This is a genomic window from Arthrospiribacter ruber (assembly GCF_019343195.1).
Lineage (GTDB): Bacteria > Bacteroidota > Bacteroidia > Cytophagales > Cyclobacteriaceae > Arthrospiribacter > Arthrospiribacter ruber.
In genome coordinates, this window is record NZ_RPHB01000007.1 from 189081 (window position 1) to 210494 (window position 21414).

Genomic DNA, 21414 nt, shown 5'->3' on the forward strand with positions numbered 1-21414 from the left:
CATTATTTTTTCAGGTTTAAATCTTATAATTTAACTCAATTATAATTTACAAAACATCACTGAGTGGGTTTGAAATACATTTTTTTGTGTTTTAAATTTTATTTTATCGTACATTTCGCCTGTTAATCAGCCCATTGGATCCTATATGAAAATTTTTACCAAAAGAGGAAGTTCATTTTTTCTCAAATCCATTGTTCCAATGGGTTTTTTGGTGTTGTTTTTTGTGTGGAATGCATTGGGGCAAAACCAAGAAATAAGGACTGCACCTGGCAATTACACCTTCTCTGTACCTACTGGAGTTACAAGCATTACCGTAGAAGCATGGGGAGGTGGTGGAAGAGGGGGGACGAGGACTTCCAATGGAAATTCAGGCGGTGGAGGAGGAGGTGCCTATTCAAGAAGTGTACTTTCGGTAACACCTGGTCAAACATTTTCATATACAGTCGGTGCAGGTTCGACAAATGCGAATGCCGGCGGAGAAAGTTTTTTTGGAAACACTTCAACGGTCATGGCCAAAGGAGGCAATTCTGTTCCAAATAATAATGTAAATGGTGCTACAGGAGGTCAGGCTTCAGAGGGATTTGGTGCTATTCGTTTCTCAGGAGGAAATGGTGCAACTGGGTCAGGCACATTCGGTGGCGGAGGAGGATCTTCAGCTGGGAATGCTCAAATTGGAACAAGTTCAACGAATCAAAATGGCGCGATAGCACCTGCAGGAGGAGGTAATGGTGCTAATGGAAGATCAGGAAGTCAAGGTAACGGAGAATCCGGAATTTCACCAGGCGGAGGTGGAGGTGGAGCATACCGGACTAATGCGGCGGGAGGAGACAGAATTGGAGGAAATGGTGCCAATGGCCAAATCAGAATCTCTTGGTGCAGTATTGCACTTACTTCCGCACCAGGAACTACTAATCAAAGCGGAATATGCCTAGGAAATCCGATCACCCCAATTACCTACAGCATTACAGGAGCATCCACGGCATCATTCTCAGGTTTACCGAATGGGGTGTCAGGAACTATTAATGCCGGTATAATTACAATTTCCGGAACACCTACAGAGGCAGGATTAAACAATTACACGGTTACAATAACCGATGGAAATTGCATCGGAACCGAATTAACAGGCTCCATCCAAGTCACCCCAAACAATGCAGCTGGTACCATTACAGCAAACACATTTTGTAGAAATTCACCTATTCCGGCAAATATATTTCAGCCGACCAATGTCGCCACTGGAATAGGTACGCCCTCAGGTTTACCCGCAGGAGTTTCAGCAAGTTTCAATATTAACCTTAACCAAATAGAATTTACAGGAACACCCACACAAACAGGAGTTTTCAACTATTCTATTCCCTTAACAGGTGGCTGTGGTACAGTAAATGCAACAGGAACAATTACTATTAATGAAGTAGTAGCTATTGTCGATGAAAATCTAGCAGGTCAAAGCTCCTGTCCAGGCACTCCCTTTAACCCAATCTCTGTAGGAGAGGGTTTTGGATTGACTTATCAATGGTACAGCAATACCACCAATACCAATTCCGGTGGCACTCCAATCTCCGGAGCTACTTCTCACACTTATACGCCATCTTCTGCTACAGTGGGGACAACTTATTATTATGTAGCGGTGAGCGGCGCCTGCGGCTCAACAGTAAACAGTCCGGTTTCAGGAGCATTTGTAGTAAATCCCGGAAATTCTGTGACACCTGCCTCAAGTTCACCCACTGTATGTATCAATTCGGCAATTGGCCCGATTACCCATACCACCACATCAGCAACAGGAATAAACAGTACCGGAAACAACACAGGGGTTAACGGACTCCCTCCAGGTGTGAGTGCCACATGGTCCGGAAATCAAATCACCATTTCCGGAACGCCAACAGCTTACGGGGTATTCAATTACAATATTCCATTAACAGGGGGTTGCGGAACAGTTGCTGCCACTGGCACTATCACGGTAAATGCAGCCCCAGAGATCATTACCCCTAATTTACCAGCCCAAAGTTCTTGCCTCAATGAAGCTTTTTCACCAATTTCTGTGGGTCAGGGCACAGGTCTAAGTTACCAATGGTACAGCAACACTTCTGAATCAAATACCGGTGGAACATTAATCTCAGGAGCGACTTCAAACTCATTTACTCCTCCTTCCAATGCTGTAGGACAGCGCTATTACTATGTTGTGGTTACTAGTTCCTGCGGTACTTCAGTAGTCTCATCAGCATCGGGACTTCAGGAAGTGTTTGCCTTGCCAACACCTTCATTTACTTCTCAACCCCCCAATAACATATGTGTTGACGAAGATAGGATTTATACCACGCAAGCAGGCCAAAGCAATTACCAATGGGTATTGCCAGGAACACAGGGAACGGATTATACTATTGTTTCCGGGGGAACTGCCGCCGACAATACAATTACAGTAAGATGGCTCACTCCTGGCAATAAATCCCTTTCGGTCAATTATACAAATCCAAATGGATGTAGGGCAGTCAATCCCACCAATTCCAACACAATCACTGTCAGAAGAAATGGATTCACCCCTCCTGCTTCTATTCCGAGCGTATGTGTCAATACCGAAATGAACCCAGTTTTTATAGGAACTTCATTGGCAACCGGAATTGGCACACCAACGGGACTTCCAGATGGTGTTACAGCAAGCTGGGCTTCCAATTCCATTACTTTAACAGGGACCCCATTGAATCCAGGCACCTACAATTATCAAATCCCTTTAACGGGTGGCTGCGGGACAGTTTCCGCCACAGGTACTTTGGTGGTGACTCCGGTTTATGAACTCACCTCCACTACCTCTGTTTCTCCAAGCGCACCAGGAGGATCCGCTACAGTAACTATTCGTGGAAATACCAGTAGCCTTCCAAATGGAACTTACACCATTACCTATTCTTTGGGTCAAGCTAACTCAGGGACATTTACTACAACTGTAAATGTTCAAAATGGTAGGGGAACTTTTATAACTGTTCCAATTCCAAATCTTGAAACTGAATCCCTGACTTCTATAGAAATCCAAACTATAAGAAGACAAAACGATAGCTGTACCATTGCCTTAACGGAAAAAAACTTATCATTCTTTGGCTTATGTCCTGCCATAGATTATGCTACTGATGGAGACTTCTTCGTACCAGCAGGAATAACGGAAATTACTGTAAGAGTTTGGGGTGGCGGAGGAAAAGGCGGCAACTCCACCAACTCGATCGGTGGCGGTGGCGGGGGTGGTGGAGGATATTCCACCGCTACCATTCCTGTGTCACCTGGTCAAAGGTTAAGGGTCGTAGTTGGGACTGGTGGAAACACAACTAATCCAAATGGAGGTACTTCCCTAATAACAAGAAGTGAATCAAATGACACATCTAATGCGCTAATTTTTGCAACCGGAGGGCAAGCAGGAGATACTGGAGATGGGGGTCAAGGAGGAAATGGAAATTCTGAGACTGGAAACCCTGGAGCTTCAACTAATGTGCAGAATGGAGGTAATGGAGGTCAAGGCGGTGGAAATGGGGGGGCTGGAGGGCTTGGTTCTACCCAAAACAATAATAATAACGGTACAGTAGGAAGTCCTAGAGGAGGCGGTGGTGGCGGTGCTAGAGGAAATGGCAATATTGGGAAAAACGGGGGATCTGGAAGAGTGATTATCTCTTACCCTTGCCCACCTATTGACCCAACAGGGTGTTTTAAAGTTATTGACGATGGTTCTAGAAGTGGCACTACTGTTATTGAATTTACTTGTGAAGATTCTAACTGGATCGCTCCAGAAGGATTGGCAGATTTTACAGTCGTAGCTATCGGTGCAGGTGGTGGTGGAGGTATGGGAAATGCTGCCGGTGGCGGTGGTGCAGGAGGTTTGAACACAGGCTATTTTTCAACTTCAGAACAATTTGGCATGCCTGATGGCACTACCTTTAATATTAAAGTGGGACAAGGAGGCATCGGTGCCACCTCAACTAATGTGAGGGGAGGGATTGGAAATCCTTCTTCAGTGACTGGTCTCGTTGATGGTGTCCCTATCAATGTTATTGCTCCCGGAGGTGGAGGTGGAGGCTCCTACAATTCAGGAGAGGTAGCAAATGGTATACCAGGAGCATCCGGAGGCGGCGGAGCGTACCATCAGCCAACAGGTTATAGTGGTTTTGGAGGAGCTGGTCAGTCAGGTATCGGATGGGCTGGAAACAGTGGTGCAGTCGGACAAGGCAACTCTCCTGCTGTTGCTGGTGGTGGTGGTGGAGGTGCAGGAGGAATAGGCGGAGCAGCAATAATAACCGCTGGATCAGGGAGATTTGAAGCTGGAAATGGAGGGTCAGGCCGCATCTACAACAACCCCGACCACCCAAGTTTCCAAGTATCTTATGGTGCTGGCGGAGGAGGAACAGGGTCTGGAGGTAATGCTCTAAATAGCACAGCAGGAGCTGGAGGAAGCGCTCCAAATGTAGGCACCATCGGAGGAGCAGGCAACTTATCAGGAGTAGGTTCCCAAGGAAGGGATGGGACAGGATCTGGTGGTGGTGCTGGAATTACAGGTGGAGGAAGGGGAGGTTCTGGAGTGGTTTACATAATATATGAAAACCTCCGCATCCTCCCCGTAGAATTTATTTACTTCCAAGCTGACTACAATTCCAATAGGCGTGAAGCAACCCTGAACTGGGCAACAGCTAAAGAATGGGAAAACTCACACTTTGAAGTAGAAAGGTCCATCATTGGAATCAAAGGCTTCGAAAAAGTAGGAGAGGTGGAAGGCATGGGCTGGACGGATCAGGTCACAGAATACCAATTTATCGATCAACAATTGCCTCTGGGGTCACACAATGTTCTATACAGACTCAAGCAGGTTGATTTCAGTGGTGAATTCCAGTATTCAGATGTGGTATCCTTAAGGCTTCCGGGAGTGACATTCACGCATGGAGTTTGGCGGGCATACCCCAACCCAACAAACGGTACTGCACTCCGCATTGCACTGATGGACAGATCACAGTATGATGCCGAGAAACTGACCTTCAGAATCGTGCATCCTATGTATGTGACTGCACCTACCACGGTAGAGTCAGAAGATAAAATGAATGAACTTCTAAGCAATCTGGCCTTAAGAGTTCCTAAAGGAGTCTTTGTGGTAGAAATCCAATGGGGGCAAAAAGTAGAGCATATCAAAATCCTGAAGCAGCATTAAACTTTACCGACACCGAAGGAAAACTGAACTTAACGAAGTTTAATTTCACAAATCATAAAAAAGGCCCGTTCGATGCGGGCCTTTTTTATCTCTTCTCTTCATACCAGGTCTTATGGACAATTTTCCAATCTCCGTCAATTTTGACTAAGGTCAGAAAATCATAATAATAAACCCCAGGCCAAAACAATTCTGTCCTTACCACGGCGGTATATCCTTTGATTTCTATTTCCAGCAACCTGTTGTCAAAATCTTTTGGATCTCTCTTTTGAGTTCCGGAAGCTGTTCCGGACGCCCAATCTTCGTAAGGAGTTACTGTAAATTGATCCCCCCTGTACCCTATCAGCCTGGCTGAGGGATCAAAAGCCTGATCCAATTTATTCCGATCCCGTTCTACCATCCCATCAAAATACAGCCGCACTGTCTCTTCAATAGCTTTTTTTTCTTTCTCCTCCCCTTGCCCAAAAACAGAGGAAACACACAAGAAAAGTACGAATATCAAACATCCGGTATTTTTCATCATTTCAATTTTTTTAACATTCGCCAAAGCTCCAGTTTCTACTTTTTTTCAACCTAAGGAACATCTCAATATCCATAAATATCTACCAGTATCCACGAATATCCCTAACCCCTATTTCTACAGTATTTCTACAATATTTCCACTTTATTTCAAACTAAGGAATATCTCAATACCTATTAATATCCATAAATATCTACCAGTATCCATTAATATCATTAAAACCCAATTCCCATATTATAAAGCCCAAAAGCATAAATATCTGCAATTTCCTGAATCTGCATGGAAGTAGGCTTACCAGCTCCGTGGCCCGCATTGGTTTCTATCCTGATCAAAACAGGGGCATCTCCCTGCTGTGCGTCCTGCAAAGTCTGGGCAAATTTGAAGGAATGCGCGGGAACTACCCGGTCATCGTGATCGGCCGTAGTCACCAAAGTGGCCGGATAGCTTGCCGGCTTGAGGTTATGTAAAGGGGAATAGCCCTTGAGGTATTTGTACATTTCTTCGCTGTCATCGGCTGTACCATAATCATACGCCCAACCTGCCCCTGCTGTGAACTGATGGTACCTTAGCATGTCCAAAACGCCTACAGCTGGAAAAGCAACCTTTGCCAGATCAGGTCTTTGGGTCATCACCGCTCCTACTAAAAGTCCGCCGTTACTCCCTCCTCTCAAGGCAAGGTAATCAGATGAAGTATACCCTTCATTGATCAGGTATTCTCCTGCTGCTATAAAATCATCAAACACATTCTGCTTTCTTAGCTTGGTTCCATCCAAATGCCAGTTTTCTCCATATTCTCCTCCACCCCTTAGGTTTGGAACAGCATAAACTCCTCCATTTTCCAACCAAACGGTATTGGCAATGCTGAAAGCAGGAGTCAAACTCACATTGAAGCCTCCATAACCGTATAGAATGGTTGGATTCTTCCCATCTTTCTTCAATCCTTTTTTGTGGGTGATGATCATAGGAATTTTAGTCCCATCCTTTGAAGTATAGAAAACCTGCTGACTTTCATATTTTTCCGGGTCAAACTGAATGTCCGGCTTATTGTACAGTTCGCTTTCACCACTTTCGATATCGTACTTATATATTGTACCGGGAGTGATGTAAGAAGTAAAGCTATAATACAATTCTGTCTCCTCCCTTTTGGCTCCAAATCCACCTGCGGTACCCACTCCCGGTAAATCAATTATCCTTTCCACATTTCCATCGTAATCCAGCTGTCTTACCTCCGTGATGGCATCTTTGAGATAGGAAGCGAAAAATTTACCACCTCCTTTTGAAATACTCACCACACTTTCTTCTTCAGGAATAACATCTTTCCAGTTTTCAGGATTTGGATCATCAAGAGACGCTATCACCAGTCGGTTATTCGGAGCATTTTTATTGGTAAGGATGAAAATTTTCCCATCCTGATGATCCACCGGGTAATTATTGCTTTCCATATTATCCACCACTTTTACAATGGGTGCATTTGCCTTTTCCAGTTCTTGAATGTACAATTCATTTCCTGAGGTAGAATTGGCAGCAGTAATGGCCAATATTTTGCCATCTTCACTTACAGAGGCACCTACATACCTTCTTGGATTGTCATCATCTCCAAAAACCAGTTTATCCTCAGATTGTGGGGTGCCTAATTTATGAAAATACAATTTATGATTGTTGGTAAGGGCTGAAAGTTTGGATCCATCAGGCTTGTCATAAGTACTGTAGAAAAAGCCTTCTTCTCCTTTCCAAGCTATTCCTGTAAACTTGGCATCTTCAATTTTATCCTCAAGCAATTCTTTACTTTCTGTATCCATTACATAGATGTCTCTCCAATCAGACCCTGCCACAGATACGGCATAAGCAAAGAGCTTCCCATCTTCCGTAAAAGCAGCACCTGCAAGTGAAGTCGTTCCATCTTCAGAAAGCTTGTTGGGATCAAGAAACACTTCTTCATCTCCCCCATCTACCGGCCTTCTGTACATCACAGATTGGTTTTGTAAGCCGTCATTTCTGTAGTAGTATTGATAATCGCCCTGGATTCTTGGAGCTGATAACTTTTCATAGTTCCACACCTCTTCCAACCTCTTTCTGATGTCTTCTCTGAAAGGTATTTGTTCCAAATATCCAAAGGTTACCTCGTTTTGGGCTGTCACCCAAGCTTTGGTTTCCTCTGCATAATCATCTTCCATCCAGCGGTATGGATCCGCTACTTCTTCTCCCCAGTAGGTATCTACCTGGTCACTTTTTCTGGCTTCAGGATAATTCACGTCTATCTTTTCAAATTTTTGTTCTTGCGCACATGCGCCCATCAGGAGCAATCCCGCTGCTGCTGTCAATAATTTATTTGGGTTCATATTATATGGGGTTTTTGGCATAAAAAAAGCCCAATGAAGGGCCGTTTTTTTTTAATTTTATAATAAATCAAATCCTAGGTAAGGTACCAACACCTCAGGCATTCTGATACCATCTTCGGTTTGGTTGTTTTCCAATATGGCGGCTACAATTCTTGGCAGGGCCAATGCAGATCCATTTAAGGTGTGTGCCAGTTGTATTTTTTTGTCATCAGTTCTATATCTCAATTTGAGTCTGTTGGCCTGATAAGTCTCAAAATTACTCACAGAGCTCACTTCCAGCCACCTTTCCTGAGCTGCGGAATACACTTCCATGTCGTAGGTGAGCGCTGAGGTAAAGCCCATGTCGCCTCCACAGAGCCTTAGTACCCGGTAAGGCAGCTCCAGTTTTTTCAATAGACCCTGAACATAAGCGCTCATCTCTTCCAAAGCTTCATAAGAACGATCGGGATGGGAAATGTGCACAATTTCTACTTTATCGAATTGGTGAAGCCTATTAAGTCCCCTTACATGCGCGCCCCAAGAGCCTGCTTCCCTTCTGAAGCATGGGGTAAAACCTACATTTTTCACGGGAAAATCCTTCTCTTCCAGAATGACATCCCTATACATATTGGTAATCGGCACTTCTGCAGTAGGGATCAGGTAAAGTTTATCTGCTGTGGCCTCATACATTTGGCCTTCTTTGTCCGGTAACTGTCCTGTGCCGTATCCTGAATCTTCATTTACCAAGATAGGAGGCTGAACTTCATAGTAACCTGCCTTTTGCGCTTCATCCAAGAAGAAATTGATCAATGCCCGCTGAAGCCTGGCTCCACGGCCCTTGTAAACAGGGAAACCGGCACCTGCGATTTTTACACCAAGATCAAAATCTATGATGTCATATTGCTTGATCAGCTCCCAATGCGGCTGACTTCCTTCTGGCAATACAGGGATTTCTCCGAATTCCAGCACAATCTCATTGTCCTCGGCAGACTTACCGGAAGGCACTGAACTATGCGGCACATTGGGTATGGTATACAGCAATTGCCTGAGGTCTTCCTCATAATTGGTGTAAGCCTCTTCCAGGCCCTTCACCTGTTCTTTGATCTCTGAGGTTCTTGATTTGATTGTCTCTGCCTCTTCCTTTTTTCCTTCCCGCATCAGCATACCGATTTGCTTGGAAATGGAATTGGATTCTGCCTGAAGCGTATCCCTCTGCACCTGAGTTTCTTTTCTGCTTTTATCCAATTCCAGCACTTGGTGCAATGTTGCCTCTGCATGCGGAAAATTACGCTTATTGAGACCTTCTAACACAAGGTCAAACTGTTCGCGAATGGTATTGACAAGTAACATATTTTCAGTTGAAAGTAAATGAATGGCAAAGATAAGGATGTTCGGGAAATAGCCCTTCTGTAAGCTGTAATTTGAGTTAATCCAAATAATAGACCCGCTTAACCCTAGCCGAAATATTGGTCAAAAGCTCATAGGGTATTGTCCCTATGGCCACAGCCAGTTCCTCTAAGGATATACCTGGACCATAGACTACTACTTCATCACCTTCATTGGCATCTATTCCGGTGATATCCACCATGGTCATGTCCATACAGACATTTCCGATGACACTGGCTTTTTGCCCATGGACCAATACATATCCCTTGCCATTGCTGAACCGGCGGTCAAAACCATCTGCATAACCTATTGCAATGGTGGCAATTTTGCCGTCTCTCTTCATGACTCCTTTTCTCCCATAACCTACTGTATCCCCTTTTTTAAGGGTCTTGATCTGGGAAATGGTTGTCTTCAGGGTGCTCACGCTTTTGAGCTGATCTGCAAAAATCCCGGAGACTTCTACCCCGTACAGGCCTATCCCAAGCCTTACCATGTCAAATTGGTATTCCGGAAAACGGGAAATCCCGGCCGAATTAAGGGCATGAAGCAAGGGCCTGTATCCCAAACAATCAATAATTCTGTCAGCCATTTTTGAAAATTGATTCAATTGTGTTTTGGAAAAACCAATATGTGCTTCTTCATCAGCTCCAACAAGATGGGTGTACATGCTGGCTACAATCAGTTCAGGATAAATACCGATCAATGCTTTCAACTCATCGAGCTGATTTTCTTCAAAACCCAGCCTGTTCATCCCTGTATCCAAATCCAGATGAATGCGCAGTTTCTTTTGATTTTTTTGACAAAAGCTTCCTAAATGCCTAAAAAAGGAAGGACTATAAACCACTGGTTCCAAACTGTACTTTACCAAGTGCGAAAAACTTTCCGGTGATGGGTTCAGCACCATAATAGGCAAAGAGATGCCTTCTTCCCTTAAGGAAATCCCCTCATCAGTATAGGCCACAGCCAGGTAGTCTGCTTTCAGCTGCTGCAAATGATTGGCAATCTCCACGGCCCCTCCACCATAGGCGAATGCTTTGACCATAACCATCAGCTTGGTTTTGGGATTCAACTTTGTTTTGTAAATATTATAATTGTGGGTGAGTGAATTCAGGTTGATCTCCAATGAAGTACCATGTACCCGCTGCTGAAGCCTATTGACTATCTCTTCAAATCCGAAACTCCTTGCACCGGTGATCAGGATCAGGTCATTATTGAAAAAATCTGAATCAAGCTTTTTAAGAAGTTCATCTGTCGAGAAATAGAAGATTGACTGACCTGAGAAATGTTGCTCCACTTGAATTATTTCCTTCCCTACTCCAATCAGACAATCAATCTGAAAATGACTGCAAAGTTGACCGATTTCTTCATATACCTTCTGCTTTTCTCCTACTTGCAGCAAATCCGATAGAATAAGTATTTTCCTGCTTTTAGGCCTTTGGGCACTCATAAAATCCAAAGCCAGCTTTAGACCGGCCAGGTCATTGTTGTAAGTATCATCTATCAGAAGACATTGGTTGATTCCAGGCTTCAAAGTCAGTCTCATGTCCACTGCTTTAAGGTGGTCGAGTCCTTTCTGAATATCCTTGGCTTCCATGCCCAAAGTACCGGCTGCGGTGATGACATGGCGGATATTCTCCAAGCTGGCTTCATCGGTAAAGGGCACAGCAAATGTCGCCACACTTAAATCCGATTTCATCATGAGGAGTTTTGAGCTGTCGGTATGCTTTTTCACCGTAAAAACCACATCTCCACCGGCATTTTCGGACCATGAGATCAATTTATCCGCCGGATACATTTCCTGGATTTTGGCATCGACTTCGACCTGATCCTTTCTGTAGATAATGAAATTGCAGTTTTGGAAAAGGGATAATTTTTCCTCCAGCTTCTGGCCTTGGGAATCAAAGCCCTCTTCATGGGCAGTTCCTATATTGGTCAATATGCCCAACTGTGGCTGAAGGATCCGCGTGAGATTTTGCATTTCTCCGGATCTGGAAATACCTGCTTCCATCACAGCCACCTGATGCTGGGAAGTTATCCCAAAAACAGAGAGGGGAACTCCCACCTGGGAATTGTAACTTTTGGGGCTTTTGGCGACAGAAAACCGGGTGCTGAGCACCTGGGCCAGCCATTCTTTGACGATGGTTTTGCCATTGCTTCCGGTAATGGCTACAAAAGGACCCAAAAACCGCTTCCTTTGATCGGCTGCCAAATCCTGAAGCGCTTTGTGCACATCACTTACTTCGATCAGGACAATTTGTTCCAGGGTAGCCAGCCTTTCAGTAGCCCCCTTTTTTATCAAAAACACCCTGACTCCCTGAAGGTAGGCAGACTCAATGAAATCATGACCGTCAAATTTCGCTCCTTTCAATGCTACAAAAAGCGCTTCCTGAGGGTTGAGGATATTCCTTGAATCGATGACTATACCACTTATTTTAAGTTCTCTATTGCCTGTCGTCAACTTGCCGGATGTGACAGCTGCAACCTCCTCTGCGCTTAGCTGCTGTATCATTTTACCAATTTACACAATAAACATTATGCTTCCTTCTTTTTGAAAAAAACCTGTTTGATCCATCTAGGCAAGAATATCGCGCCTAAAAGCAAGTAGGGGTAGTACGAAAGCAACCTCCATAGAATGCTGGTCACGAAAGTATATCCTGCCAAAAACTCTGCGAAAAACTGGGCAAAGAAAAATTCGGCCGTACCACTGCTGCCCGGAGTAGGAGAGATCATCATGACAATCCACATGATCACCTGACGGGCAAAAATAATGATGTGCTCACTGAACGACAGGGATTCATAAGCCCCTATCAAAGCATTGAGCATAAGGTATCGGGAACTCCAGATAAATATCGTTGCCCCTATTATCGGAAGCCAGTAATTCCAGCTTTTGCCGACAAGCTCTTTGGATGCTTCTATGATCTGATTGCCGTATTCATTGGCCGAATGTTTCCATTTTTGTAGCCATTTAATGGAATAAATTTTCAATAGGACCCATTTGAATACCCTAGGCCTGTAGAAAAGCGCCAAAGCCATGATCAAGGAATAAATGGCATAAAGGGCGTAACTTGTCCAAAACAATACTTCAAGGCTTCTCCCCAGCTTCATTTCCATGACCCTGCTGGCGGGAAAAATATTACCCTGCGCAAAGAAGAGGATGATAGGTGCTCCGATTACGAAGAAAAGGTTGTCCAGAATGGCAGTTACCATGACGAATGCTATGGCCTTGCCCAATTTGATGCCTTCTTTGTGAAGGATAAAAACAGCCACTGCCGTCCCGCCCACAATGGAAGGTGTCACCGCCGAGGCAAATTCCCAAAGTATGATCACATACAAGGCCCTCATCCAGGTCAATCTCTTACCCGTAATTTCCCTTATTCTATAAATGTATCCTGCATCCCTACATAGGATCACAAATATCGCCAAGGCAATCCCCCAGGCAGATGCATCAAAAACCCCTCTCAGAGTTTTGGCATTGACATTGGGATCGAGGTAAAACATCAAAAATACGATACCTACACCAATGAGTATAGGCACCCAAACTTTGTTGGGGTTGAGCGTCTCAAAAATCTTCTTGTTATCTAACTTCATACACTACTCTGTAGCCACCTGTTCTGTCTTTTCCACCCAAAAGTTATTAAACCCTTCTCCTATGGTAATGGTAACCTGCGACAATTGAAGAAGTTCCAAGATTGCCAAAAATGTATAGATCACAAAAATTTTGTCAGGCTTGTATTCCACAAACTCAGAAAATGGAATTTTTTCCCTAAATGCCATTTTCTCCAATACAAAATCCTTTTGCTGTTCGATGGTATAGGGATACTGTATCACAGTATGCTTGGTCTCGTCAGTCCTTGAGGCATATTTGTTCATCACTTTCTGAAACACCTTCAAGAGCTTATACAAGTCCAAGTCCTGCATTTCAGCATCCACATCATCTATCTTTTGGAGTGATTTAAGTTCTGCCGCTACATTTCCCCTTTTGGCTTTGGAAAGCCTTTCTTCTTCCAGCGCAGCAAGATCAGCTATGACGGATTTATACTTCTTGTACTCCAGTAAGTGCCTGATCAGCTCTTCTCTTGGGTCTATTTCTTCTCCTTGCTCATCCAGTTCCGGCCTCGGGATCAGCATTTTGGATTTGATCTTCATCAGTGTGGCCGCAAACAGGATAAATTCACTTGCGACTTCTATCTCCATTTTTTCCAACTGATGGATGTAATCCAAAAAATCCTGGGTGATTTTGGAAATGGGAATATCATAGATATCCAGCTCATCACGCTCGATGAAAAAGAGCATTAGGTCAAAAGGACCTTCGAAAAGTGGCAATTTGATTTCGAAACTCACTGGTTACTATTTTATTTCTTTTAATTTTGCACGGTATTTGGAACCAAAGATATCCAAATAATGCTAAATTAAACATTTGATAACCAAAAAGAGACGCTTAGGGAGTCTCTGATCCAATGCATTGCTTTTTCAAACAATTGACACCCCTTTGTGTTAATTAACTTTAAAAATGAAACGTTTCGCTGATGATAATCCAACCAGGTAAACTTCTATCCCAGATCGACACCCCTGACGATCTCAAAAGATTTTCCAAAGACCAGCTTGTTCAGATTTGTGACGAGCTCCGCCAGTTTATCATAGACAACGTTTCTGTCTATGGTGGCCACTTCGGGGCCAGCTTAGGTGTAGTAGAACTCACTGTGGCACTTCACTATGTGCTCAACACACCTGAAGACCAGTTGGTTTGGGATGTAGGTCATCAAGCTTACGGCCACAAAATCCTGACCGGAAGAAAAGGAAAGTTCCACACCAATAGGTTATATGGGGGATTATCAGGTTTTCCAAAGAGAAAAGAAAGTGAATACGATACCTTTGGTGTAGGGCATTCCAGCACTTCCATTTCTGCAGCATTGGGGATGGCTGTGGCTTCCAAATATAAAGGAGACAAGCTCAAACAACATGTGGCAGTAATCGGCGACGGATCAATGACCGGCGGTATGGCTTTTGAAGCCATGAACCATGCAGGTGTATCAGACACCAACATGATCATTATCCTCAATGACAATTGCATGTCCATAGACCCTAATGTTGGAGCCCTTAAGGATTATCTTACAGACATAACTACTTCCCACACCTATAATAAGGTAAAGGATGAAGTTTGGAACCTGCTTGGCAAATTCAGCAAATTTGGCACTTCCGCCCAAGAGGTGATTTCCAAAGTAGAAGGAGCCATTAAATCCGCAGTATTAAAGCAAAGCAATCTGTTCGAATCTCTCAATCTCAGCTATTTTGGACCTGTAGATGGGCACGATGTCAATCATTTGGTAGAGGTCTTATCAGACCTGAGGGATATTCCCGGTCCAAAAATACTTCACTGTGTCACCGTAAAAGGTAAAGGTTATGCTCCAGCTGAAAATGGAAACAAAACTACCTGGCACGCACCTGGACTTTTTGATAAAGTCACAGGGGAAATTTATAAGAAAACACCATCAGCCCCTCAAGCGCCTAAATATCAGGATGTCTTTGGTCATACCCTAGTAGAATTGGCCAAAGAAAACGAGAAAATAATGGGCATTACACCTGCTATGCCTTCAGGTTCATCTCTTAACATCATGATGAAAGAGATGCCCGACAGAGCATTTGATGTGGGCATCGCGGAACAACATGCAGTGACTTTTTCGGCCGGCTTGGCTACACAGGGGATGATTCCTTTCTGTAATATCTACAGCTCATTTATGCAAAGAGCTTACGATCAAGTTATTCACGACGTGGCTTTGCAAAATCTTCAAGTGGTGCTATGTCTTGACAGGGCTGGTTTTGCCGGAGCGGATGGACCTACGCACCACGGCGCCTATGATTTGGCTTATTTCAGGTGCATTCCAAATATGGTTGTTTCTTCTCCAATGAATGAGGAAGAACTAAGAAACCTGATGTACACCGCGACCAAATTTGAAGGACCGTTTTCTATCCGATATCCAAGAGGTCAAGGCGTGATGCCTGAATGGAGAACACCTATGAGAGAAATCCCTATCGGTCAGGGAAGGATTGTCAAGGAAGGAAAAGATGTAGCCATTCTGACCATTGGCCATATCGGCAACTATGCTGTGGAAGCTACTGAGAAGCTTACCTTGGAAGGAATGGATCCAGCGCACTATGACATGAGATTTGTCAAACCATTGGACGGGGACTTGTTGCATGAGATTTTCGGGAAATTCAGGAAGGTAATCACCGTAGAAGATGGCTGTCTGATGGGAGGTTTTGGATCAGCCGTCATCGAATGGATGATGGACCATGGTTATCAGGCACAGGTAAAACGCCTGGGCATTCCAGATAGAGTAGTAGAGCATGGAGAGCAGTTGGAACTTCATAGAGAATGTGGCTTTGATCCGGAAGGAATCATGCAAGCAGTAAAAGAAATGGCGACTGTTGAGTTTAAAGATTAGAGACTAGAAGCGAGAGCCGAGAATTCAGAAATGAGTAGTTGGCTAGTGATTGCGATTTATTGCTAGTAAATTCAATCATGTAATTGCTTAGAGGTGTTCCAAAGCTCCTTTGGAGCGATCGATACAATAACACAGGGTTTAACCCTTGGGGAAATGATGTTTTAGAGAACAAAAGTTCGGTTGGAACGACCGGTTTTCTCAGGTACAATATTTTTCTTAGTTTCAATGCATGATAGCTTTTTCTAAAAACGGTAAGGGGCTTCCAGTCATACTTATTCACGGGTTTTGTGAAAGAAAAGAAATGTGGAAAACTTTTTCTGATCACTTATCCACATCTTTCACGGTGTATTGCCCTGATTTACCGGGATTTGGGGAGAGCACACTTCAGGAAGAAAAGACAAATCTGGAAAGCATAGCAGTAAATCTTTCAGAATGGATGGATGAGGAAGGAATCAGAGAACCCGTTATCATCGGACATTCTTTGGGAGGTTATGTCACTTTAGCATTAGCCGAATTGTTAGGCAATGAAATCAAAGGAATAGGATTGTTTCACTCCACAGCTATGCCTGATGATATGGTTAAGAAAAAGACCAGAAACAAAACCATCACTTTTCTGAAAAAGCACGGTGTGGATAAGTTTATGGATTCATTTGTTCCGCCACTGTTTGCCCAGGCCAATAAAGACATGCATGCCGACACCATTGACAGGCTCATTGAAGCAGGAAAAACCAGCTCGCTGAAAGGTGTAATCGCCTATACAGAAGCCATGCGTGACAGAAAAGACAGAATGGAGGTCTGGAAAAATTTTGGAGGGAAAAAATTGATGATCGCAGGTGAAATGGACATGGCTGTTCCATTGGTAAACAGCAGACTGCATCAATCAACTGCTGACCTGTACCACGAACTCCAAGGGGTGGGCCATATGGGGATGTTTGAAGCAAAAAATACTTCAATTTCGATTCTAGAAAGCTTTCTGGCTGACATTTAAGAAGATCTTAGTCACTTTTCAACAATTTTTCTTCATTGCTGAAGACATATCCGAAAGCTTTCAGCTCAGGAATATTTCTGCAGAAAATAGTGATGATAGCAAATACCGGAATTGAAATCACCATCCCGATCACACCCCAAAGGGCATTTCCGACCAGCACAGAAAATATCACGAAAAAAGGATTGATGTTAAGCTTGTTGCTGAATACAATTGGTTGGAACACATAAGAGTCCAAAATCTGCACAATCAGAAAGGTGATGGTAACGCCTATAACGGTACTTGTATCTCCTCCGGCCCCAACACCTAAGACCAATGCAATCACATAGGCACCCATATTGCCAATAAAAGGTATAAGGGACAAAACTGCTCCAATCAAACTGGCGAGAACAAAGTTTTCCACACCGGAAATCCATAATCCAATCGTATAAAGAATTACCAGAAAAACCATCAAAATCAGTCTCCCTCCCAAATAATGCTGCACCATACCCACTGACTTGACAATGGTTGCTTTATATTTATCCCTACTTCCTTTTGGAAACAGCAGCATGGCAAATTTGAAAAACTTCTTGCGGTAAAAAAGAAAAAGGTAAAGGTAAACGAACATCAATAAAAAATCCGCCAAAAAACTAAAAGTAGCCCCAAGGACTTCTACAGTACCATTTTCTCCTACTTCTTTTTCTTCATCCTCACCTTCATTGTCTTCCCCTATTCCCAGATCTTCTTTGTAAGACTCTAGCTTGCCTTTTTCCAAAGGAGTATGCTCTAAAACAAAGTTTTCCACAGCGACCATAGTAGGGTAAAACTGTTTTTCCAAATCATCACTATCTTCTAAAAAATCCCTTACCTGCAAAGACACCAATATGGCCACACCAACGATGACCATCATATTGACAAGAAGCACCATCAGGCTGGACCAGACCCGGCCAATTTTCCAGGATTCAATTTTTCTGGCCAGAGGAACTGAAAGCATGGCCAAAATCAAAGCTACGATCACCGGTGCCAATACGCCCTTTGCAGCTATGATCCCAGCTACAGCAAAGTACAAGCCTATCACGACTAGAAAGTAGGCACAGACCCGGACGGGATTTTTAAAAATCTTTTTAAATGTCATAGCAGAAATTCAATAATCTTCAGGTAACACAATTTCCGTGCTACCTGAACCAAATCACTCTAAAGGAGTCTTTGTGGAGAAAAATACCCAGCTTATCTATTGTTTTAACAAAGTTTTTCCCCACTATGATATTCCCTCCCACACTTACAAAATTCCACTTTTCCACAATAGGACTGTTTATGCAGTATGAATGTCGTTAAAATAAGACTGCAAATTCAATTTAAACTTTTCCAAAGTTGGATTAAAAGAAAAAAACAAACATTGTCCATAAATCAGAACTTTGGAAAATTTCTCCTACACTTAAACGAAATTGGTTGCCGTGTTAATCCTACTTTGTCATAGTAACAGATTAGGTCAAACCTGTCAGGTTTATCAGCCAAAACAGCTTTAATTTTTATCGTTTCAAAAAGAACCCTGGCAGGTTTTTTCTTGTCATTTTCTAACATGACAAAGCAAGCTAATAAAGTCAAGGTTTTTTCAACAGCCTTTTTTCCACCATTTCCCTGTAATTATTGGCCAAAGGAACCGCATCCCCCTCAATCCAAACCTGATGCTTTTCCAGCTTTTCTATTGCATTGAGATTGACCAACCAAGATTTGTGAATCCTCATGAAGGTATCTGAAGGGAGTATAGCAATCAATTCTTGCATGGTCATCCTGGTGCTAAGATTCCCGGTCTTAGTGTGGATAAACAAGAGATTACCATCGGACTTGACGTACTTAAGCTCACTGAGATTTACCCTGATCCAATCATAACTGTCTTTAAAGAAAACACTGGTTTCTTCCCCTTTTTTCCTCACAATTTCCTGATAAGCCCGGTTGAGTGAAGTCAGGAACCTTTCGAAAGAGAAGGGCTTCAATAGGTAGTCCAAGGCCTGCAATTCATAGCCCTGAAGGGCAAACTCGGAATAGGCCGTCGTAAAAATAAAGCTTTTGCCAAATGGCTGAATGATCTTGGCCAGCTCAGTACCCTTCATTCCCGGCATGTTGATATCCAAAAAGACCAGGTCTGGCTGATGGGAATAAATATACTCCAAGCCTTCCTTTGGATCGGTAAAACTGTCGACCAATCGGATAAAAGGGACTTTATCCACATAACTCTTGATGATTCCTATAGCTGGAAGTTCGTCGTCTATCGCAATAGCATTTATCAACATGTCATTTTTTTAAATTTATTTTCATCAAAACTGTGAATACCTTTCCAGAATCCTTTATTGTCAGACTGTGCTTTCCCGGGTATAGGCTCTTCAGCCTCTTTTTGACCAGGTCAATTCCCTTTCCAGTGCCTTTATTATCCCTAAGCTGTTCTTTAAGGTAAGTATTTTCAATATGGATGGATAACTCCCCTTCTTCCACAGAGATCCTGACAAGGATTTTACCATTCTGATTACCCGAACCAAATTCAGAAAATTTGAAGGCATTTTCCAGAAAAGGCTGTACCAACATAGGACTGATTTCCGCAGGAAAACCATCCCAATTGATCTCTATATCCATTGACTCTTCACCTGAACTTCCAAACCTATTTTTCTGAATCCTCATATACTTATCCACAAAATCAAGTTCTTCCTCTATGCTGATAAAATCCTTCTTGGATTTTTCCAAAGCGAACCTCATTAAGTCCGAAAGCTGAAGAATCTGAGCGGCAGTATGCGGACTTTCTTCCTGAATTGCGGAACTGTATGTCGAATTCAGGGCATTGAAAAGGAAGTGGGGATTGAGCTGTGACTGCAATAGGTTCAGCTCAGCTTTTTCTTTCTGCTGTATCAGTTCAGCCTGTTTCCTTCTGGTATACATCAAATCAAAAAACCAGGTAATCGCAAGAAAATAAAGTGCGACAACTCCTGTGAGGATCAGGTTATCTTTCAAAATCTCTTCCTCATACATGACCGTCCACTGCAGAAATTCAAAAAACACCAATAACAGCAATAGCTCAAGACCCCAAAATAAATACCAAGGTATATTCCCTTCTTTCCACTTCAGGAAGAGAAATTTAAAATTGGCCCAAGCAAGTATGTTGATCAAGATGAAAACGGCTAACCAGCTAAGAAGAAACACCTGTAGGTTTCCGAAATAATTCTCATCCCCGGCGGACATCTCCACTTGGATGAGCTGAAAAATCCGGAGCAGCCAGTAAGCCAGTACTCCAAGAAACAAGAGTATTCCTACCGGCCTCATTATTTTCACAGCCAATCCTTTATCCTCCATTACTAATTGCTCTTTGTGAGATCAATATACTCGGCATTCATTTTTTCTATGGCCAATTCCCCTGTTTGTTGCGGTCTTCTTACCAAGTGAAGCGTACTCATCAATACCTGATATTCCCTGATGGCTTCGAGGTAATAGGTTTTTCCGGCTTCCAAGGTAAGACTATAAGATTTATTTTCAGTCAGGTTTCTCAATGTTGCTCCTTTCGTCTCCAGTTTGACTCTTCCCGGTTTGGTTTTGATGACATAGTATGTGTTTCTCCTGATTTCAGGAAGGACCTCCTGTTCATCCAGCAAAAGCCTGAATGAAGAAAAGTTAAGGCTTGGCTTGACGTATACCACCAAAATAGCCTCCTTTTCTTCCTGAGAAATTTGCGGGCTGCCCATATTAAAGAATAGGGGCATAATAAAAAGGATCCACTTTGTCGACAAAAGCAAGTTCATTTCAGCGCTCTCTTGAGATAACTACAGCTGCCTTCAGATAAATAAGTGAAACCCTGTCTCCAAACGAGTTGACCAATGTAGCATCAGAAGACCTCCACCTTGGCGAGCCGATTCCGGTCTTGTATCCCAGCTGTATGCTCTCCATGGCCGATACAGCTCTCAAAGCCCTTGGCAAGTATTCCAGTCCTAAGTCTAAAGTACCTGAAATGTGTTCTAATCTTGGCCAGGCCTGCCCATTGCCTGCACGGAAATTATTGAAATCAAAGCTGCTGCCATCATATTGGGTGATGCTCAATTCTCTCCCCACGACTCCCAAGCCAGCTCTCAATATGATAAAATGATGGTCATTGGCCACTATAGCTCTGCCTATTGAAAAGTCCCCAAAAAAATCTCTGGATTCTATGATCGTCGAACCACTTGAGGACCTGTCAAAATTTACAGAGGCAAAAGCGGGGAAGTAGAAATTGAAATTATAAAACATCAAATTCCTTCTCCATCCTATTCCTAGGCCTGAGTAGTCCGTGAACCTGTTCATTTTGAGACCAAAGGAATTATCCAGCCTTCTCTGCATGGCCTGATGGCCCAGCTGTAATCCAAATGTTCCCATGGGCGTGATATAGTAATAGGTACTTCTTTCTGAAAGAACGGGAAAATCCATTCCTTCTTCTTCATCCAAATCAATGGTCTGTGCATGGGCTGCTTCTTGAAAGAAAGATAAAGCCAACAAAAAAACCAAGCATTTCAAAAATCCGGTCATAACTATAAAGTTTGATTACAGAACAAAAAAAGAATGCTCTCTCGGGAATAACAAGAAAAGGTGATAAAGCCCCCAAAACT

Annotated in this window: 14 protein-coding genes; 3 read left to right on the forward strand and 11 right to left on the reverse strand. The window is 43.2% G+C overall.

Features of this window, described 5'->3' with window-relative positions:
* Positions 1-145: 145 nt before the first annotated feature.
* Entirely contained in the window at positions 146-5167 is a 5022-nt protein-coding gene (locus tag EGN73_RS15505; RefSeq protein ID WP_219291832.1) for a beta strand repeat-containing protein, read from the forward strand.
* Positions 5168-5252: 85 nt separating this feature from the next.
* On the opposite strand, the gene EGN73_RS15510 is transcribed toward EGN73_RS15505, so the two are convergent.
* The 6 genes from EGN73_RS15510 to EGN73_RS15535 all read right to left on the reverse strand — a co-directional run bounded on the left by EGN73_RS15510 (position 5253) and on the right by EGN73_RS15535 (position 13729).
* On the reverse strand, positions 5253-5687 hold the full coding sequence (locus tag EGN73_RS15510) for a nuclear transport factor 2 family protein (RefSeq protein ID WP_343207118.1): 435 nt from the start codon (positions 5685-5687) through the stop codon (positions 5253-5255).
* A gap of 212 nt (positions 5688-5899) precedes the next feature.
* Complete coding sequence (locus EGN73_RS15515) at positions 5900-8023, reverse strand: prolyl oligopeptidase family serine peptidase (RefSeq protein ID WP_219291835.1); 2124 nt, start codon at positions 8021-8023, stop codon at positions 5900-5902.
* A gap of 57 nt (positions 8024-8080) precedes the next feature.
* Positions 8081-9352: a serine--tRNA ligase gene (serS, locus tag EGN73_RS15520; RefSeq protein WP_219291837.1), complete on the reverse strand. Its 1272-nt coding sequence runs from the start codon at positions 9350-9352 to the stop codon at positions 8081-8083.
* Between the two features lie 76 nt (positions 9353-9428).
* Entirely contained in the window at positions 9429-11897 is a 2469-nt protein-coding gene (locus EGN73_RS15525) for a bifunctional UDP-N-acetylmuramoyl-tripeptide:D-alanyl-D-alanine ligase/alanine racemase (protein ID WP_219291839.1), read from the reverse strand.
* A gap of 23 nt (positions 11898-11920) precedes the next feature.
* Positions 11921-12976, reverse strand: a complete 1056-nt coding sequence (locus tag EGN73_RS15530) for a lysylphosphatidylglycerol synthase transmembrane domain-containing protein (RefSeq protein WP_219291842.1) — start codon at positions 12974-12976, stop codon at positions 11921-11923.
* A 3-nt stretch (positions 12977-12979) separates the two neighbouring features.
* Entirely contained in the window at positions 12980-13729 is a 750-nt protein-coding gene (locus tag EGN73_RS15535) for a segregation and condensation protein A (RefSeq protein ID WP_219291845.1), read from the reverse strand.
* A gap of 185 nt (positions 13730-13914) precedes the next feature.
* Here EGN73_RS15535 and dxs point away from each other — a divergent pair, with 185 nt between their 5' ends.
* Positions 13915-15831, forward strand: coding sequence for a 1-deoxy-D-xylulose-5-phosphate synthase (dxs, locus tag EGN73_RS15540; RefSeq protein WP_219291848.1), 1917 nt, complete (start codon positions 13915-13917; stop codon positions 15829-15831).
* 229 nt (positions 15832-16060) lie between these two features.
* Complete coding sequence (locus tag EGN73_RS15545) at positions 16061-16819, forward strand: alpha/beta fold hydrolase (RefSeq protein ID WP_219291850.1); 759 nt, start codon at positions 16061-16063, stop codon at positions 16817-16819.
* A gap of 7 nt (positions 16820-16826) precedes the next feature.
* Here the strand turns inward: EGN73_RS15545 and EGN73_RS15550 are convergent, their stop codons facing one another.
* The 5 genes from EGN73_RS15550 to EGN73_RS15570 form a co-directional block, all read right to left on the reverse strand.
* Entirely contained in the window at positions 16827-17930 is a 1104-nt protein-coding gene (locus tag EGN73_RS15550) for an AI-2E family transporter (RefSeq protein WP_219291852.1), read from the reverse strand.
* Between the two features lie 466 nt (positions 17931-18396).
* Complete coding sequence (locus EGN73_RS15555; protein ID WP_246611607.1) at positions 18397-19086, reverse strand: LytR/AlgR family response regulator transcription factor; 690 nt, start codon at positions 19084-19086, stop codon at positions 18397-18399.
* Between the two features lies 1 nt (position 19087).
* Positions 19088-20134 carry a sensor histidine kinase gene (locus EGN73_RS15560; RefSeq protein WP_219291853.1) on the reverse strand — a complete coding sequence of 349 codons (1047 nt, stop codon included), beginning with the start codon at positions 20132-20134 and terminating at the stop codon, positions 19088-19090.
* A 2-nt stretch (positions 20135-20136) separates the two neighbouring features.
* Positions 20137-20538 carry a DUF2846 domain-containing protein gene (locus EGN73_RS15565; protein WP_219291855.1) on the reverse strand — a complete coding sequence of 134 codons (402 nt, stop codon included), beginning with the start codon at positions 20536-20538 and terminating at the stop codon, positions 20137-20139.
* Between the two features lie 40 nt (positions 20539-20578).
* Positions 20579-21334 carry a hypothetical protein gene (locus tag EGN73_RS15570; protein WP_219291859.1) on the reverse strand — a complete coding sequence of 252 codons (756 nt, stop codon included), beginning with the start codon at positions 21332-21334 and terminating at the stop codon, positions 20579-20581.
* Positions 21335-21414 lie beyond the last annotated feature (80 nt).

Excerpts from the sequence above, each read along its gene's own strand:
- EGN73_RS15525 (WP_219291839.1), bottom strand. The coding sequence starts at position 11,897 with ATGATACAGCAGCTAAGCGCAGAGGAGGTTGCAGCTGTCACATCCGGC.
- EGN73_RS15510 (WP_343207118.1), bottom strand. The coding sequence starts at position 5,687 with ATGATGAAAAATACCGGATGTTTGATATTCGTACTTTTCTTGTGTGTT.
- EGN73_RS15545 (WP_219291850.1), top strand. The coding sequence starts at position 16,061 with ATGATAGCTTTTTCTAAAAACGGTAAGGGGCTTCCAGTCATACTTATT.
- dxs (WP_219291848.1), top strand. The coding sequence starts at position 13,915 with ATGATAATCCAACCAGGTAAACTTCTATCCCAGATCGACACCCCTGAC.
- EGN73_RS15570 (WP_219291859.1), bottom strand. The coding sequence starts at position 21,334 with ATGACCGGATTTTTGAAATGCTTGGTTTTTTTGTTGGCTTTATCTTTC.
- EGN73_RS15555 (WP_246611607.1), bottom strand. The coding sequence starts at position 19,086 with ATGTTGATAAATGCTATTGCGATAGACGACGAACTTCCAGCTATAGGA.
- EGN73_RS15565 (WP_219291855.1), bottom strand. The coding sequence starts at position 20,538 with ATGCCCCTATTCTTTAATATGGGCAGCCCGCAAATTTCTCAGGAAGAA.
- EGN73_RS15505 (WP_219291832.1), top strand. The coding sequence starts at position 146 with ATGAAAATTTTTACCAAAAGAGGAAGTTCATTTTTTCTCAAATCCATT.
- EGN73_RS15550 (WP_219291852.1), bottom strand. The coding sequence starts at position 17,930 with ATGACATTTAAAAAGATTTTTAAAAATCCCGTCCGGGTCTGTGCCTAC.
- EGN73_RS15530 (WP_219291842.1), bottom strand. The coding sequence starts at position 12,976 with ATGAAGTTAGATAACAAGAAGATTTTTGAGACGCTCAACCCCAACAAA.
- EGN73_RS15560 (WP_219291853.1), bottom strand. The coding sequence starts at position 20,134 with ATGGAGGATAAAGGATTGGCTGTGAAAATAATGAGGCCGGTAGGAATA.
- serS (WP_219291837.1), bottom strand. The coding sequence starts at position 9,352 with ATGTTACTTGTCAATACCATTCGCGAACAGTTTGACCTTGTGTTAGAA.
- EGN73_RS15515 (WP_219291835.1), bottom strand. The coding sequence starts at position 8,023 with ATGAACCCAAATAAATTATTGACAGCAGCAGCGGGATTGCTCCTGATG.